This is a genomic window from Pseudoflavonifractor sp. AF19-9AC, from assembly GCF_003478995.1.
Lineage (GTDB): Bacteria > Bacillota > Clostridia > Oscillospirales > Oscillospiraceae > Lawsonibacter.
In genome coordinates this window covers 55994-70965 of record NZ_QUGI01000005.1, presented here as the reverse complement: position 1 = coordinate 70965, position 14972 = coordinate 55994, and the positions used below count along the sequence as shown (strand labels likewise).

The 14972-nt window shown below is 59.6% G+C and carries 12 protein-coding genes and 1 riboswitch; of the genes, 11 read left to right on the top strand and 1 reads right to left on the bottom strand.

Going from position 1 to position 14972, the window contains the following annotated elements; genetic code table 11:
• Window positions 1-226 precede the first annotated feature (226 nt).
• From DWX58_RS09615 to DWX58_RS09565, 11 genes are all read left to right on the top strand, one after another.
• The gene (locus tag DWX58_RS09615) at window positions 227-1450 is read left to right on the top strand and encodes a GGDEF domain-containing protein (protein WP_118643346.1); all 1224 of its coding nucleotides are present in this window, start codon (window positions 227-229) and stop codon (window positions 1448-1450) included.
• 83 nt (window positions 1451-1533) lie between these two features.
• A complete protein-coding gene (locus tag DWX58_RS09610) occupies window positions 1534-2622 on the top strand; it encodes an HD domain-containing phosphohydrolase (RefSeq protein ID WP_118643344.1) in 1089 nt (362 codons plus the stop codon).
• The gene (locus DWX58_RS09605) at window positions 2615-2971 is read left to right on the top strand and encodes an Hpt domain-containing protein (protein WP_118643342.1); all 357 of its coding nucleotides are present in this window, start codon (window positions 2615-2617) and stop codon (window positions 2969-2971) included. The genes DWX58_RS09610 and DWX58_RS09605 overlap by 8 nt, the downstream gene beginning before the upstream one ends.
• A 16-nt stretch (window positions 2972-2987) precedes the next feature.
• Window positions 2988-3073: riboswitch (cyclic di-GMP riboswitch) on the top strand.
• A gap of 57 nt (window positions 3074-3130) precedes the next feature.
• On the top strand, window positions 3131-3826 hold the full coding sequence (locus tag DWX58_RS09600; RefSeq protein ID WP_118643340.1) for a polyphosphate polymerase domain-containing protein: 696 nt from the start codon (window positions 3131-3133) through the stop codon (window positions 3824-3826).
• A gap of 24 nt (window positions 3827-3850) precedes the next feature.
• Window positions 3851-4546: a DUF4956 domain-containing protein gene (locus DWX58_RS09595; RefSeq protein WP_118643338.1), complete on the top strand. Its 696-nt coding sequence runs from the start codon at window positions 3851-3853 to the stop codon at window positions 4544-4546.
• 27 nt (window positions 4547-4573) lie between these two features.
• Complete coding sequence (locus tag DWX58_RS09590) at window positions 4574-6052, top strand: CotH kinase family protein (protein WP_118643336.1); 1479 nt, start codon at window positions 4574-4576, stop codon at window positions 6050-6052.
• Between the two features lie 21 nt (window positions 6053-6073).
• Complete coding sequence (locus DWX58_RS09585; RefSeq protein WP_118643334.1) at window positions 6074-8329, top strand: hypothetical protein; 2256 nt, start codon at window positions 6074-6076, stop codon at window positions 8327-8329.
• A gap of 24 nt (window positions 8330-8353) precedes the next feature.
• A complete protein-coding gene (locus DWX58_RS09580) occupies window positions 8354-9466 on the top strand; it encodes a HEAT repeat domain-containing protein (RefSeq protein WP_118643332.1) in 1113 nt (370 codons plus the stop codon).
• Window positions 9467-9468: 2 nt separating this feature from the next.
• Window positions 9469-10869: a glycosyltransferase gene (locus DWX58_RS09575; RefSeq protein WP_118643661.1), complete on the top strand. Its 1401-nt coding sequence runs from the start codon at window positions 9469-9471 to the stop codon at window positions 10867-10869.
• Window positions 10870-10883: 14 nt separating this feature from the next.
• Complete coding sequence (locus DWX58_RS09570; RefSeq protein ID WP_118643330.1) at window positions 10884-11396, top strand: hypothetical protein; 513 nt, start codon at window positions 10884-10886, stop codon at window positions 11394-11396.
• Between the two features lie 15 nt (window positions 11397-11411).
• Window positions 11412-13238, top strand: a complete 1827-nt coding sequence (locus DWX58_RS09565; RefSeq protein ID WP_118643328.1) for a GGDEF domain-containing phosphodiesterase — start codon at window positions 11412-11414, stop codon at window positions 13236-13238.
• A gap of 61 nt (window positions 13239-13299) precedes the next feature.
• Here DWX58_RS09565 and DWX58_RS09560 read toward each other — a convergent pair whose 3' ends face one another.
• Window positions 13300-14964, bottom strand: a complete 1665-nt coding sequence (locus tag DWX58_RS09560) for a hypothetical protein (RefSeq protein ID WP_147382259.1) — start codon at window positions 14962-14964, stop codon at window positions 13300-13302.
• Window positions 14965-14972: the final 8 nt, after the last annotated feature.

The following is a 14972-nucleotide window of genomic DNA, read 5'->3' as shown; positions in this document are numbered from 1 at the left end:
TGGAGCTCCAGCTCCACACCCCGGGGCATTTTCTCCCGTTTCCCCTTACTGGCACAGTCCTTTTCGGCGGCACGGCGCGCATATTTTGACCTTTACAAATATTTTGATTCCGTTTACAATAGAAACAATCGCACATTTGGAACGGGCGATTACCTCTTTCTAACCTGCACCTTTTTAAAACGCTGAACGAAATCTTGCCCCAACACGAGGTTGAGGAGGGAGTACCATGTTTGGCATCATGAATTGCAGCGTTTCTCAGATCAATATTCCCGCTGTCCTGGTCGCAAACGGCCTGGGTGCCAGCCTTATGCTTCTCATCCTGATCGGCAAGCGCCGACGGATGAGAATGATTTCCCATGACGGGAAATTCTTTTACTGGATGTGCCAGCTTTGCGCTGTGGCCTGCTGTCTGGAAACACTTGCTTTTTTTGTAGACGGGAGACTGTATCCCGGCGCTCGGCTGGTTTCGATCCTGTGCAACACCATGATCTTGCTCTCTGCGGCTGTCATGGCATTTTTGTGGGTTTGCTATGTGGACTACAAGCTGTTCAGCGACCATCGGCGTCTTCAGACCATCTACCCTCTGGTAGCAATTCCGGCCGTACTGATGGTTCTGATGTCAGTGGCCAACCTGTTTTTCAGCGTGTTTTTCACCGTGGATGAGGCAAACCTCTACCACCGCACTCCGCTTTTTATCCTTCCCTGGTTTATTGTATATGGCTACATGATCTATGGCACCGTATTGACCCACCGTTTTCGCAAACAGGCGGACAAATACCTCTTTATGCCGGTTATTCTGTTCCTGTTCCCCATTTATCTGGGCAGTCTGATCCAGCTGTTTTATTACGGGATCTCCCTCATTTGGGCCTCCACTGCGGTGGGCCTCACCTTTCTCTACATCAATCTCCAGAATGAAGAGGCCTATCTGGATCCCCTGACCAAGCTCTATAACCGCAGCTACCTTCTGCACTATCTGGACCACATGGTCCGGCATGCAAAACTGGGTCGCCGCGTGATGGGTATCATGCTGGACATCAACAATTTTAAGCACATCAACGACTCCTTTGGTCACACAGAGGGCGATCTGGTGCTGCGCACCGTGGGCAAAATCCTGCTCCGCTCCGTCCAGGGGGAGGCAGTGGTGGTCCGGTATGGCGGGGACGAGTTTGTCATTCTGGCGGAGGACTCCAGTCCCCAGCAGGTCCAAGACATACAGGACGGTATTCTGCGCCGTCTGCAGGCCTACAACGCCTCGGGTACTACACATATCCCAATCTCCCTCTCCATCGGCACCGCGGAGTTCGATCACGAGAATGTATACGAATTCTTCCAGGACATGGACCTGAAAATGTACAAGGAAAAGCGCGCATTTTACCTCAGCCGTGAAATTGACGAGGTCTCTCCGAAGCTGTACCAAAGCGCCCCCGTGACCATGTCTTCCAAAGAATAGCCCACGGTTTCGGCCGTCCTCACGGGAGAAGCCGGCACATCGCCGGCGGATGGGGCGGAACCTGTACAGGGAGGGATGGGCAGTTGAACCACTCTGCCGCAAAAACCATTTTGATTGTGGACGACGAGGCCATCAATCGTGCCATTTTGTCCAATATCTTCGGCCCGGAGTATGAAATTCTGGAGGCGGAGGACGGCCAGGAGGGACTGGACCGGATTGAGGAACATTCCGACCGGCTCAGTGCCATTCTGCTGGACGTGGTGATGCCCCATGTCAACGGTATCCAGGTGCTCCGGCGCCTGAACCAGGCGGGGCTGACTCAGAGCATCCCCGTCTTTCTCATCACCGCCGATGAGGCCAGCTCCACCATGCGGGAGGCCTACGAGCTGGGCGTGATGGACGTGATTTTCAAGCCTGTGGTGCCCTATATGGTGCGCCGGCGGGTCAACTCCGTGGTGGAACTGTTCCAGGCCCGGCGCCGGCTGGGCGCCGAGGTGGAGCGGCAGCGGGAGGAGCTGCTGCTCCAGGCCCAGCAGCTGGCGGAGATGGGCATGGGCATGGTGGAGGCTCTCTCCACCGCCATCGAGTTCCGAAGCGACGAATCCGGCGAGCACGTACGCCGCATCCATGACATCACCTGCCTTCTGCTCCGGGACACCCCCCTGGGCGAGGGGCTGACTGAGGCCCAGATCAAGCTCATCGGCATCGGCGCCATCACCCACGATGTGGGCAAAATCTCCATTCCCGACGCCATTCTCAACAAGCCGGGCCGGCTGACCGCTGAGGAATTTGAGCTTATGAAAACCCACACCCTGCGGGGCGCGGAGCTGCTGGCCCGGATTCCCCAGATGCGAGAGCATGCCGCCTATCAGTACGCCTACGACATTGCTCTGCACCACCATGAGCGCTGGGACGGCGGCGGCTATCCCCACCACCTGGTGGGCGACGCCATCCCCATCTGGACCCAGGTGGTCTCCCTGGCCGACGTCTACGACGCCCTGGTGAGCAAGCGCTGCTACAAGGACGCCCTGGCTGCCGAGACCGCTCGGGACATGATTCTGGAGGGCCAGTGCGGCACCTTCAACCCCAAGCTGCTGGAGTGTTTCCGACAGGTGGAGCCCCGGCTGCGCCAGTTTTACAACACCGCCCAAGGAGGTCAGGACCATGGATGAAGCAACAAAACGCAGTCTGGCCCAGGCCGGTGTGGACGTGGACGAGGCTCTGGAGCGCTTTATGGGCAACGAGTCCCTGATGCTGAAATTTCTCCTGCGTTTCCCCGCCGACGAGAACTTCTCCCACCTGCGTCAGGCCATGGCGGCGGGCGACGCCGCCGGAGCCTTCGCCGCCGCCCACACTCTAAAGGGCGTGGCGGGAAACCTGTCCCTGAAGGGGCTCTGTCAGCCCCTTCACCCCCTGGTGGAGGACCTGCGGGGCGGAAATCTGGCGGCCGCGGCGGAAAAAATGCCCGCTTTGGAGGCGGCCTACACCCAGATCACTGACCTCTTGGCTCAGCTGGCCTGATTTTCTCCGAACACAACCGAACATACGGCAAAGCCGCCGAAAGGCGGCGACGCAAAGCTATGAGTCTACGGCAGATACTGCTAGGATCGTCAAGCTGCAAAAACCTTTCCAAGAAGCGGAAGATTTTTGCAGCTTTTTTTGTTACAGGGGAGGTGCCCTTTGAACGAGGTCTATCGACAGGAAAAAAAGTATTTTATGAACCTGCTGGACATGGCCCAGCTGTCCGCCCGCCTGGACCAAGTCATGCTCCGGGACGCCCACAGCGGCGCCCAGGGATACGCCATCCGCTCGCTGTACTTTGACTCTCTGGACGAGCGGGACTACCAGGAGAAGGTGGACGGCATCGAGCTGCGGCGGAAACTCCGTCTGCGGATTTACGACCCCGCCGCCGACTTTGCCATGCTGGAAATGAAGCAGAAAGAGGGCATTTATCAGAAAAAGCGCTCTCTGCGCATTGCCCGTGCGGACGCAGAGGCACTGGTCAGAGGCTGCTACGACAGCCTTTTGAGCTACCCCGACCTCTTCGCGGCGGAGTGCTACGGCCTGATGACCATGTGGTGCTACCGCCCCAAAACCATTGTGGAGTACCGGCGGCTGGCCTATATTGCCCGGGAAAACAAAATCCGCATCACCTTTGACCGGGACATCCGAGCCAACGAGGCCTGCTGCGACCTGTTCTCCCCCAATCTGAACCTGTACCCGGTTCTGGACCCCTTTAACCTGGTGTTGGAGGTCAAGTACAACGGATTTCTCCTCAGCTACATCAAGGACCTGGTCAACGGAGCCAACCGCTCCGAGCTGTCGGTGAGTAAATACTGCCTGGCCCGAAGCGCGGGTCTGAAATTCAGCCTTTAAATTCGAACGAAGAGAGGAACCTTTATGAGAGAATTACTGCTGCAGCTGCTGGACAGCACCGGCCAGCTGGACCTGAAGACGATCATCCTTCGCATGCTGGTGGGCACCGTCATCGCCTTTTTCATCTACATTTCCTATGCCCTGTCCCACGAGGGCAGCATATACAGCAAAAAATTCAACGTCTCCCTGATGGCCCTCACCACCATCACCACGGCGGTGATGATCGTCATTGGAAACAACATCGCCCTCTCCCTGGGCATGGTGGGCGCCCTGTCCATCGTCCGCTTCCGCACCGCCATCAAGGACTCCCGGGACACCATTTACATCTTCTGGGCCATTGTGGCGGGCATCTGCTGCGGTGCCGGCGACTTTCCCGTGGCGGGCATCGGCAGTGCCTTCACCTTCCTGGTTCTGCTGCTCTTCGGCCGGATCAAAAATGACGACCGGCTGCTGCTCATCATCCGGGCGGCCCGGGTCAACGAGGAGCGGATCGAGGCCCTGATTTTCCAGTACTACGCCCGTAAGGCCAACCTGCGGGTGAAGAACACCACAGAGACCTCCGTGGAATTTATCTATGAGCTGAGCCGGCACACCATGGCCCGGACAGAAAAGGTCAAACGAAGTGCCGGCCCCCGGAAGACCATCACCGACGCCATCTATGAGATCGGCGGCATTGAGTACTGCAACCTGGTGGTTCAGAACGACGAGATCAGCAGCTGATTCCCCCCCTGGGAAAGGAGGACGGTCATGAAACACCGAATACTGGGCCTTCTGGCCATGACGGCCATGATTCTGGTGGTCTTCCTGGCCTCCGCCTTTGGGCCAGACAGCCCCACCCGCCGGGTTCACCAGCACCTGACGGCCCGGCAGCCGGACGCCGGGTGCGACTGCGACGGCAGCGAGCTGTGCACTCATCTCCCCCTGGTCATCATCGACACCGGCGGGCAGGAGATCCCGGGAAAGATCACCGGAGAGACTGACGCCTTTGGCGAGGATATCAGCACCCTGGCTCCTGACGGACGTGACGTAATTAATGTATCCTTCACCATCGTGGATAATCAGGATCGAAACAACCATCCCTCGGACACGCCCACGCTGTCTACCACATCGGAGATTCGGGTCCGGGGCCATTCCTCCCGGCTGTTTGAAAAAAGCCCCTATCAGCTGGACTTTGTGGATGAACATGGTCAGGCCGCTCCTGCCCCGGTCATGGGTATGGCCTCCCACAGCGAGTGGGTGCTCTACGGCCCCTATCTGGATAAATCCCTGGTTCGTAACTATATGTGGTACAACATCGCCGGAGAGGCTATGGAATGGGCCCCCAATGTGCGCTATTGTGAGCTGATCATCAACGGGGATTACCGGGGGCTGTACCTGATGGTGGAAACCATTACCGACGGAGAGGACTGCCGGCTGGATCTGAGCACCACAGCCAAAAATCTGAAGGCTACCGGCTACCTGCTCCAGGGAGACCGAACCGTTGAGGAGGATCTGGGCGGCGAGCGGGACATCTATTCTTATCTGGAGCGGATGCTCACCCTGTCCACCGACATTTTGATCAAGTACCCCAAACGTTCTGATCTGACGGAGGAGCTTCGGAAAGAGATCGAAGTGGAATTTGCCGCCTTTGAAAAGGCCCTATACTCCTATGACTACGACACTGACGATTACGGGTATTGGAACTATATTGATGTGGACAACTTTGTAAACTATTTTCTGATCAACGAGTTTTCCCTCAATGTGGACGCCGGGCGATATTCCACTTACATCTACAAGGATATGAGCGGGAAATACAAGCTGGCCGTCTGGGACTTCAACAACGCCTGCGACAACTATTGGTCCGACCCGCTGTCGCCCGACCGTATCGACATGGTCAGCCACACCTGGTTTCTCATGCTGTGCAAGTCGGAAGACTTTGTACAGCGGATATTGGACCGCTATGACGAGCTGCGGCAGACGGTGCTCAGCGAGACCTATCTTCTGGACTACATCGACGACACCCTGGCCTATCTGGGCCCGGCGGTAGAGCGCAACAATCAGCGGTGGAATGAGGCCATGACCCAGTGGGAGCCTCTCTCCCCTGCCTCCCGGAACCTCCACAGCCATGAGGAGGCGGTGACCCAGCTCAAAGAGTGGCTGTACGAACGTGGAATCTGGTTGGACGAAAATCTGCACACCATCCAGCAGTACTGCCACCCCTCCCGCAACAAGACCTATAACCATTGAGTCTCAAAAGGAGGCCGCAGTTTGAAAAAATATATCATCGGCGTCAGTGTGCTGCTTCTGCTGGCGGCGTCGGCCTGGTATCTCTACTACGGTCTGGGCTTCTATGTTGATCTGCGTTCCGACAGACCGGTCACCACGTTTATGAAAACCGACTCCGATACCATCTATATGGAGCGGGACGGCACATACCAGCCCTTTGAGATCCGGGGTGTGGACCTAGGCGCAGGCATCCCCGGGGAATGGGCCACCGACTTTGCCATCGACAAGGAGACCTATCTGCGCTGGTTCTCCATGATCCAGGAGCTGGGCGCCAATACCATCCGCGTCTACACCATCCTCCACGCCGATTTCTACAATGCCTTCTATGAATACAACATCCAGCGGGAGGAGGCGGGGAAAGAGCCTCTGTGGCTGCTCCACGGCCTGTGGGTGGATGACTACTCCCACAATTCCCATAAAAGTATTTATGACGAGGGCCTGCTGCCTGAGATGATCGAGGATGGCAAGACCATTGTGGATATCATCCACGGGGAAAAGTTTCTGCTGGGGCGGGACGGCGACGGTTCCGGTTTTTATCACCGCGACGTATCCCGGTGGGTCCTGGGCTATATTCTGGGCGTAGAGTGGGAGGCCAGCCAGGTCACCTACACCAACCAGGTCCACTCCGACAAAACCAGCTACCAAGGCCAGTATATGGCCACCACCGAAGACGCCACCCCCTTTGAGGCCGCTCTGGCACAGCTCGGGGATGCAATCATCGGCTATGAGAGCACCCGCTACAAGCAGCAGCGGCTGGTGGCTTTCTCCAACTGGCCCACCACCGATCCCTTCTGCTACTCCTTGGTGACATCCACCTATCGCTTTAAAACAGCAGCCGTCAACGTAGAGCACATCCAGCCCACCCAGCAATTTATCTCCGGCTATTTCACCTCCTACCACATCTATCCCTACTTCCCTGACTTCCTGCAGACGGAGCAGGAGGCTCAGCAATTTACCGAAGACCAGCTGAATGTGCTCTTCGGCAAGAACCAGGTAGCAACGATCACTCAGCGTCTCTCTGCGCTGGGTGCCCCCAGCGTCCACGACTATTTGACCTCCGCGGATTATTACGATAGCCAGGGCAGATTCAACACCTACTACGCCTATCTCAAGGCCATCAACAACTTCCATAACATTCCCGTTGTGATTTCAGAATACGGAGTAACCACCGGCCGAGGCAGGGCCCAGGTAGATGTGAATACCGGCCGCAGCCAGGGATTCCTCACGGAACAGCAGCAGGGCCAATATCTCATCGAGTGCTACCAGGATATCATAAACGCCGGCAGTGCGGGCAGCTGCCTGTTCTCCTGGCAAGACGAGTGGTTCAAGCGCACCTGGAACACCCTCCACGCTGTGGATTTGCTCAAGACCCCCTACTGGAGTGACTATCAGACCAACGAGCAGTTTTACGGTCTGCTCACCTTTGATCCCGGCACGGAACAGAGCGTATGCTATGTGGATGGGGATCCCTCCGAGTGGACGGAAGACAACCCGGTTTGGCAGGAGAACGGCCTGGAATTGTCCATGCAGTATGACGAAAAATTCCTTTACTTTTACGTCCAGGGCTTTGACCCCCAGCAGAGCACTCTCTACATCCCTCTGGACACCACCCCGAAATCAGGGAGCACCTACTGCGAAAACTACGATATCTCCTTTGACCGCCCCTGCGACTTCGTCATCGCCATTGACGGCACGGACAACAGCCGTGTTGTCGTGCAAGAGCGGTATGAGGTACTTAAAGCCAACTACTGGGAGTTCTATGACACCACAGACCCTTATATTAGCCAGCCTGAACGAGATAGCCCCCGTTTCGTGAACATCGATCTGGCCATGAGACTGTACGACATCGTCCCTAATCTAAACTCAAATGAGACGGCAGGCGAATCCTACGAGACGGGCAAACTGCGCCACGGCAACGCCAATCCGGACGCCCCGGATTTTGACTCTCTGGCTGATTTCTGCTTTACCGGTGACGGAGTGGAGATCCGCATCCCCTGGCAGCTGCTCAACTTCTCCAACCCTTCGGAAATGATGATCCATGACGATTACTACGAGCACTACGGCATTGAAAATCTTCACATCGACGATATGTATGTGGGCGCAGTCCTTGCCGGTGATCAAACACGGGCCGTGCTTTCTTCCTTCCCCCTGAAAGGCTGGGGAAAGGATGTCACCTACCACGAGCGTTTAAAGGAGTCTTACTACATCCTGCAGGATTACTGGGCGTCCCTGGACTGACCAAACTGAGAAAGGAGAAACGTCATGCGCATTGAATTTATGCTCTACTTCTATGGAGCCGTCTGCATCAGCATGCTTGCCTTCAATGTGGCCTACGCCGTTCTCCTGCGGAGTGGTGAGTCCCGGCTGACACGGCGGACCCGGCGGCTGACGGCAGCGGTAGAGGAACAGCTTGGCCGTCTGGATCAGGGCCTGCCGGTGGACAGCCGCCATCTGAGCGCCCTGCGGCGGAAGCTGCGCCGGGTGAACAACCTCACCGCCTTTGACCGCACCCTTCGCCCTCTGGTCCTCCAGCGGGGTGACGACCCCAGCCTTCAGGCCTACCTCATCCAGCTCCAGCCCTGTATTCTCTACCTGGCTCTGATCTACCGGAAGCGGGAGACCACCCAGACCGCCTATTTTTCCTACTTCCTCTCCCGGTACATGCTCCAGCAGCACATGCCCGTCCAGTCCCTGCAGGACGTGCTGCTGTCCTATATGGCCCGGGAAAATCTGTACTGCCGGGTCAACGCCCTCCAGGCCCTGTGTTCCTTCGGCAACGCCCAGCATGTGATGGAGGCCCTGCACCTCCAGGACCGGGGGGCGGTGTTTCTTCACGAGAAGATCCTCACCGAGACCCTGCTGACCTATACCGGCGATCACGACGCCCTCATTTCCATGATCTGGGACGCGCTGGATACCTTCTCCCCCCACACCCAGCTGGCGCTGCTCAACTACATCCGCTTCCGCAGCGGCAGCTATCCCAAAGAGATGTTCGCCCTTATGGAGGACCCCGGGCAGGACAAGGAGGTCCGCCTGTCCGCCATCCGCTATTTCGGCCGGTACCACTACGCCCCGGCGCTGGAGCCGCTGCTGGCCTTTGCCGCCGACCAGGACCCCTCCCGGTGGGAATACGCCACCGTCAGCGCCTCCTCCCTGGCCCGCTACCCGGGAGAGCAGACGGTAGAGGCCCTGAAGCAGGCCCTGCACAGCGGCAACTGGTACATCCGCTGCGCCGCGGCGGCCAGTCTGGAGGCACAGCAGGTGGACTATGCAGACCTCATGGACATTGTCAACGGCGACGACCGCTACGCCCGGGAAATCATGACCTATCAGCGGGAGTCCCACCGGATTCAGAAGGCAGGTGTTGCCCCGTGAACATGGACGCCGTCCAGCTGTTCTTTGATATTGTTGGCGCCTTCTTCGTCTTGTACATGCTGGGCTACGCCAGCTTCCTCTTCCTGGCCGTGGCAGTGGGCTCCTCCACCCTCTATCAGCTCAAGCGCCGCAACCACCTGAAAAATGAGCTGCTGCAGGAGTACTACGTCCCCGTGTCCATTGTGGTGCCCGCCTACAACGAGGAGATCACCATCGTCTCCACTGTCCGTTCCCTGCTCAGTCTGGAGTACAAGCTCTACGAGATCATCGTGGTGGACGACGGCTCCACCGACCGGACCGCCGCCGCCCTGGTGGAGGCCTTCGGCATGGAGCAGATTGCCCGGCCCATCCACCGGATGGTGTCCTGCCAGCCGGAAAAGGCCGTCTTCGAGGCCCCCAACCTGAAGGTGCCCCTCACCCTGATTTGTAAGAAAAATGGCGGCAAGGCCGACGCCCTCAACATGGGCATCAACGCCTCCCGCTACCCCTACTTTGTCTGCATGGATGCCGACTCTGTGCTGCAGTACGACTCCCTGGAGAAAATTGTCCGCCCCGTTCTGGAGGACGGAACCGTAGTGGCCGTGGGCGGCGCCGTCCGCCCCTGCAACGGCGCGGAAATTCAGGGAGGCCGGGTGGTCTCCTACCACATGCCCTCCCGCATCCTGCCCTGCATGCAGGTGCTGGAGTATGACCGCTCCTTCCTGGCCGCCCGCATCCTCTTTGACCGCTTTAACGGCAGCATCATCATCTCCGGGGCCTTCGGCCTGTTCAAAAAGAGCCTGGTCATTGACGCGGGAGGCTATGACACCACCACCATGGGGGAGGACATGGAGCTGGTGGTCAAGCTCCACGTCTTCTGCCGGGAGCACAACATTCCCTACCGCATCCGCTACGCCACCGACGCCATCTGCTGGACCCAGGCCCCCGACAGCCTGTCCGACCTGTGCAAGCAGCGCCGCCGCTGGCACATCGGCCTCTTCGACTCCCTCACCCGGCACCGCCGGATTCTGGCCAACCCCAAATATGGCCTGGTGGGCTTTATCTCCTACCTGTATTTCCTGATTTATGAGCTGCTCTCCCCCTACATCGAGATCTTCGGTGTGTTTACCGTGATTGCCGCCTTTGCCCTGGACCTCATCAACGTCCCCTTTATGATCCTGTTCTTCCTCATTTACGTACTTTATTCCGCCATTTTGTCCCTGACCGCCTTTTTTGCCCGCATCCACACCATTGATCTGAAGCTGAGCGTGACCGACATTTTGAAGGCCGTGGGCCTGTGCGCCCTGGAAGTCTCCTTTCTCCGGTTCATTCTTGCCTGGGTGCGGGGCACGGCGCTTCTGGGCTACCGGAAAAAGAAGCAGCAATGGGGCACCATTCAGCGGCAGAAAATAAACTTTCAATGATTTGAGGTGTTGTTATGAAAACAGAGGATTTGAAAACCGGCTTTTGGGGCTATCAAAAGTTCAGCGTCATGCAGTACATCACCGCTCTGGAGGCAGAATACTCCGCCAAGCTGCTGGAAAAGGACCAGGAGAGCCACCTTCTTCTGGAGCAGGAGAAGCAGCGGGTCCACCAGCTGGAGGAGGAGCTTGCCGACCTGCGCCGGAAGTATGAGGCCCAGGAGCGGGAGCAGCACCTCATCTCCTCCACACTGATGGAGGCCCAGCGGTACGCCGAGCTGATGAAGGCGCAGTCCGAGGAGCGTCAGCAGGCCGCCCAGAAGCAGCTGGAGGAGGCCCTGGAGCTGCGGGAGCAGGCCATGCAGCGCTATGACGCCCGCCTGGAGCAGCTGCGGGAGCAATTCCGCTCCATGCTCCGGGAGATGGACGAGGCCGCCGAGGGCATGTCCCAGGAGCTGGAACACGCCCGGACAGAGGCCCCCGACAACAACATGTCCATGTTCTGCCGCCGGCCGGAGCTGGTGGTATAAGCTGAGGGCCGCAGCGTGGAAGACAAGATTCTCATCTACATTGCCGGCAACCCCGACGCCTATCCGCTGGAGTACTATGACGCAGACTCCCAGACCTATCAGGGGGTCATTCCCCAGCTGCTGGCGGACTTTTCCGCCCAAAGCGCCTATGAGCTGGTCTACTATTCCCCCGGCCCGGAGGACCGGCGGGAGCACATGGCCAAAAACCGTCAGGTGGATCTGCTCTCCGGCTACACCCAGGAGGAGCTTCCAGCGGGCAGCACGGCCATCCCCCTGTTCTCCTTCCTCCGTCAGGGGGAATCGGTGACCCTCTGCCTCTCCCCCACCCAGACGGCCAGCGAGGAGCTGTGCGCCGCCCTGGAGGACTATTTCTCCGCTCTGCCCCAGCAGACCGTCACCGGCATGCTGGTGGAGACCGCTGCCCAGCCCCAGCCCGCCACCGGCCTGTGGCTGGCGGTGGGCGGACTGGGCCTGGCCGTCCTTCTGCTGGCTGCCGCCCTGCTCACCGTGGTGCTGCGAAACCGCCGCCGGCTGCGGGACGCCCAACAGCAGCGGGAGCGGGACGAGCTGACCGGTCTGGGCAATCTGGACTATCTGGAGCGCTACGCCCCCCAGGTGGTCCAGGAGAAAAACCGGGTGCTCTATCACCTCATCTGCTTCAGCCTGGACACGGAGCAGCTGCGCCAGCAGGCGGGAAACGACACCTGCTCGGAGCTTCTCCGCTACTGCGCCCTGCTGCTCTCCCAACACGCCGCCCACACCGACGTGCTGGCCCGGGTGTCGGAGGACAGCTTTGTCCTGCTGAAAATGTCCGGCGATCCCCAGCAGGTGCTCCCCCTGGTGGAGGAGATACTCCGCCAGCTTCGCGCCTATCCCCAGGTACACGGCCGGGCCTTTCAGGTCCACGCGGCCGCCGGGATCTACCCCCTGAAGCTGGGGGACTGGGATTGGGAGGAAATGCTCTTCCACGCCCAGCAGCAGGCCCGCACCGCCCGCCGGGAGCAGAAGGACTATATCCTCTTCTCCCCCGGCGTGCTCCAGACCATTCAGACGGAGCAGGCCCTGCGCGCCTCGGTGGAGGGCGCCCTGGCCCGCCAGGAGTTTTTACTCTACGTCCAATTCTACGTGGACGCCCGCACCCACCGGATCATGGGCGGCGAGGCTCTCTCCCGCTGGCTCCACCCGGAGCGCGGGCTGCTGACCCCCAGCGTCTTCGTCCCCCTTCTGGAGCGGGAGGGCCTTATTGACCGTCTGGATTACCACAGTCTGCGCGGCTCCTGCGAGCTTCTGCAGATGCTCTTTGACCGGGGGATAAAGAACTTTTTCCTCTCCTGCAACTTTTCCCGGGACACCTTTGCCTCCCCCGACTTTGTGGAGCAGTGCCGGGCCATTCTGGACGCCTTCCACTTCCCCAGAGAGCTATTGATTTTTGAGCTGACGGAGAGCGTTCTGGGGCAAAAGGCCGACGCCATCCGGGCCAACATGCTGGCCCTCAAGGACTATGGCGTCCGCATCGCGCTGGACGACTTCGGCCAGGGCTTCACCTCCTTCACCGACCTGCAGCAGTATCCGGTAGACGGCATCAAGCTGGACAAGGAGCTTGTGGACAACGTCCTGAACCAGACGGGAAACTCCATCCTGCGCGCCATGATTCAGGTGGCCCATGAGCTGGACCTCACCATTCTGGCCGAGGGCGTGGAGACCGCCGAGCAGGCCCAGGCCCTGCAGGACATCCACTGCGACGTGATTCAGGGCTTCCGCTTCTACGCCCCCATCCCCGAAGAGGAAGCCAGCGACATTCTTCTCCGCCAGGCGCGGCTGGCCGCTCCCAGCACCCCATAAAAAAGAGAACCGCCGGGTTTCCGGTGGTTCTCTTTTTTCCATTCATGTTTTGGCCAAAGGCTCACAGCAGCAGCAGCGTTTCGCTCAGCCGCTTGCCCGCGGTGCCGCCGAAATCCTCCGCCCGGCGGATGCGCAGGAAGGAGGAGCCGTAGATCATCCGCTCGTTGTCCAGCTCGCCGTCCTCCCCCAGGAAGATGCCGATGATGTGCACCCCTTCCCGGCGCAGCCTCCGCACCTGGAAGCAGGTGTCCCGGATGGCCGCGTCGCCGATATAGCGCTCGGGCTTATTTTTCCGCACCCGGCCGCTGACCATGTCGTTGGGCAGGCCGTCGCTGAAAACAATGACGATCTTATGGTCCTCCCGCCGCTTCAGCAGGTCCACGCCTGCGGCGGCCAGGGCCAGTCCGTCCCGGTTGTTGGAGGTGGCCCGGTACTCCAGAATCTTCTCATCCGCCTCCGGCTTATCGTCGTAGTCCCGGAAGCGCCGCAGCACGGTGTGGTCCCCGTAGGTGCAGTAGCTCATCACCCGGTGGGGGATCTGGATGCGGCTGAGGGCGGAGCTGAAGAGATAGCTCTGCAGGGCCACCATGGACTGGCGGCTCTTCTGGGAGCCGCTGGCGTCGATGAGCAGCTCCACTACCACGGTGGAGTTGTCCTGGCGGAAAATTTTGTGGAACAGCCGGGGCTCCTCAATGCGCCCCACCTTCCAGAGGGTGCTGTTCACCAGCACGCCCCGGTGGGAGGAATAGATTTCCGGCTCGCTTTTCAGGTTCAGCGCGTTGCGGAAGGCCTGCTCGATGCTGCGGATGCTCTGCATGGCCGAATCCCGGTGCTCCTCCAGCATGCGCTGGTTGGCCTCCCGGGAGGCGCGCAGGGACCCGGCCCGGTCAGTGGTCTCCTCGTAGGCGCTCTCCGGCAGGCCGTCAGTAAAGAGCAGCCTGCGCCCCTCGTGGATGCCCACGCACACCGCGTTCTCAATCTCCTGCAGGGCCTTTTCCGTCTGGAAGCTGGGGCCGAAGTTTTTCTCCAGATACTCCGGGACCGCCGCCAGGGCCTCCTCGGACAGCTCAATGGGGTCGGTGGTCAGCTGCTTGGCCCGCTCATAGGTGAGCTCCTGGTCTTCCTCCTCCGGCGGGGCGGCCTCCTCCTCGGGGGCCTCATACTTCCCTTCCCACAGGTCGTCGTCGGAGACCTCAAACTGGGACAGCTCGTCCCGGCTGTGGTCGGGGGCAAAGTAGCGGGTGAAGACCTTCTTATAGAGCAGCACCGCCTGGTCCACCAGGGACCGGGCGTCCGGACAGTGCTCACACCCCTCCGCCAGCTGTACAAACAGCTCCAGCACCGACTCAAAGCCGGTGAAATTACGCAGGATGCGGCGGCTCTCCGCGTTGGCGGCCTGGGGGAACTGCTCCGTCAGCCAGTAGATGTTCAGCCAGCCCCGGGAGGAGTAGCGCAGGCTCAGAGGGTCTTCCTGCAGCAGCTCCCGGGCCACCTGCTCCGCCATGGCCGGGATGCCCGGACGGTCGGACGTCAGCCGGCGGCGCACCGCATACTCCAGACACAGGTGGGCAATGGGGAGCAGCACATGCATGTCGTAGGCCGCATAGCGGTGCCTCCGGAGCCACAAATTCAGCTCGTCCAGCCCGAACAGCTTGTCCGCGCCCCCCAGAATTACCCCCTCGTAGGCCGCAATCATTCCGCCCACCTCTTCATAAGGTTGGCTCATGCGGAGGA